Source organism: Mesorhizobium sp. P5_C1, from assembly GCF_054049815.1.
On sequence record NZ_JBFULQ010000748.1, the window covers coordinates 1 to 2153 of the forward strand.

At 63.6% G+C, this 2153-nt stretch carries 3 protein-coding genes; 2 read left to right on the forward strand and 1 reads right to left on the reverse strand.

What is annotated here, in order from left to right:
• Together ACXJ7R_RS30780 and ACXJ7R_RS30785 are read left to right on the forward strand one after the other, a co-directional pair.
• The coding region (locus ACXJ7R_RS30780) for an alpha-hydroxy acid oxidase (RefSeq protein WP_457155100.1) at positions 1 to 1034 on the forward strand (1034 nt) is incomplete at its 5' end.
• Positions 1035 to 1043: 9 nt separating this feature from the next.
• Complete coding sequence (locus ACXJ7R_RS30785) at positions 1044 to 1589, forward strand: adenine phosphoribosyltransferase (RefSeq protein WP_095090850.1); 546 nt, start codon at positions 1044 to 1046, stop codon at positions 1587 to 1589.
• Positions 1590 to 1710: 121 nt separating this feature from the next.
• On the opposite strand, the gene ACXJ7R_RS30790 is transcribed toward ACXJ7R_RS30785, so the two are convergent.
• The coding region (locus ACXJ7R_RS30790) for a MaoC family dehydratase (RefSeq protein WP_457155101.1) at positions 1711 to 2153 on the reverse strand (443 nt) is incomplete at its 5' end.

Genomic DNA, 2153 nt, shown 5'->3' on the forward strand with positions numbered 1-2153 from the left:
ATCGCCGCAACACCGAAAGCTTCGATGCCTGCGATCTGGTTCCCAACGTCCTGCGCGGCGTCAGCGAGATCGACATGTCGGTGACGGTGATGGGTCAAAAGCTGGCGATGCCGGTCTATTGTTCGCCGACCGCCTTGCAGCGGCTGTTCCATCATCAGGGCGAGCGCGCGGTCGCCAAGGCCGCGGCCAAATACGGCACGATGTTCGGCGTCTCCTCGCTTGGCACCGTCAGCCTCGAGGAGGCGCGCGGGATCAGCAGCGRCCCGCAGGTCTACCAGTTCTATTTCCATCGGGATCGCGGCCTCAACCGGGCGATGATGCAGCGAGCAAAGGAGGTTGGCGTCGAAGTGATGATGCTGACCGTCGACAGCATCACCGGGGGAAACCGCGAACGCGACAAACGCACCGGCTTTGCCATCCCCTTCAAGCTCAACCTGGCCGGGATGCTGCAGTTCGCGATCAAGCCGGCCTGGGCGATCAATTATTTCACCCATGAGGGGTTCAAGCTGCCGCAGCTGGACGAGCATGTCGACATGGGCGGCGGCACCATGTCGATCAGCCGTTACTTCACCGAAATGCTCGACCCGTCGATGACGTGGGACGATGTCGCAGAGATGGTCAGGCTGTGGTCGGGTCCGTTCTGCCTCAAGGGCGTCATGTCGGTGGAGGACGCCAAACGCGCCGTCGAGATCGGATGCAGCGGCATCGTGCTGTCGAACCATGGCGGCCGGCAGCTGGATGGCTCGCGAGCGGCGTTCGACCAGCTTGCCGAGATCGTCGACGCGGTCGGCGACAAGATCGACGTCATCATGGATGGCGGCGTGCAGCGCGGCACGCATGTGCTGAAGGCGCTGTCGCTCGGCGCCAAGGCGGTCGGCGTCGGCCGCTACTATCTGTTCCCGCTCGCGGCGGCCGGCCAGCCGGGCGTCGAACGGGCGCTCGAACAGATGCGGGTCGAGATCGAGCGCGGCATGAAGCTGATGGGCTGCAGTTCGATCGAACAATTGTCGCGCAAGAATCTCCGTTTCAGGTAATCTCGACCCATGAAATCCTCCCTCGAAGACTCACTGCTTGCCGCGATCCGTACCATTCCGGATTATCCCAAGCCCGGCATCCTGTTTCGCGACATCACCACGCTGCTCGGCAATGCGCGCGCCTTCCGCCGCGCCATTGACGAGCTGGTGCATCCCTATGCCGGCCAGAAGATCGACAAGATCGCCGGCATCGAGGCGCGTGGTTTCATCCTTGGCGGCGCCGTCGCCCATCAGCTCTCGGCCGGTTTCGTGCCGATCCGCAAGAAGGGCAAGCTGCCTTTCGAGACCGTGCGCGTCGCCTACAGCCTTGAATACGGGCTCGACGAGATGGAGATGCACAAGGACGGCGTTTCTCCTGGCGAGAAGGTGATCCTCGTCGACGATCTGATCGCCACGGGCGGCACCGCGGAAGCGGCGGTCAAACTGCTGCGGCAGATCGGCGCCGACATCCTTGCAGCCTGCTTCGTCATCGACCTGCCGGATCTCGGCGGCCGCGCCAAGCTCGAAGCGCTCGGCGTGCCGGTGAGGACGCTGATCGGATTCGAGGGGCATTGAGGGGACCTCTTGCCTTCTCCCCTTGTGGGAGAAGGTGGCCGAGCGAAGCCCGGTCGGATGAGGGGTGTTCCAGGGAGCACCGACGTCTTCTCCCACAAGGGAGAAGGGAGAAGCGCCGGGCTTACTCCACCTTCACCAGCACTGCGCTTTCGAACTCCAGCACCTTGTCGCCGGTCGAATCGAAGGCCTCGCAACGCAACGCCAGCAGCCGCCAGCCGGGGCGTGAGGCGATCGGCCGGTGGGAAAGTGCCGTACGCGTGAAGGTGATCGTTTGCCCGGCATAGACCGGCTTCAGCCATTTCAGGTTCTTAAAGCCAGGCGAGGGGCCGAATTCCGGCACCGGGCCGGGCCCGCTCCACGCAGCGATCTCGGCGTCCATGCTGCTTGCCAAATTGAGTTTCATCCAGGTCGCGGCCGTGTGCCAGCCCGACGCGCAGAGCCCGCCGAGCACGCTCTTCTTGGCTGCTTCCTCGTCGATATGAAAAATTTGCGGGTCGTATTTCCTGGCGAACGCCTTGATCGCCTCTGGCTCGAATGTGTGCGAGCCGAGCGTAACGGTAGTGC

Coding starts and splice junctions, on each gene's coding strand:
- ACXJ7R_RS30785 (WP_095090850.1), top strand. CDS start 1,044: ATGAAATCCTCCCTCGAAGACTCACTGCTTGCCGCGATCCGTACCATT.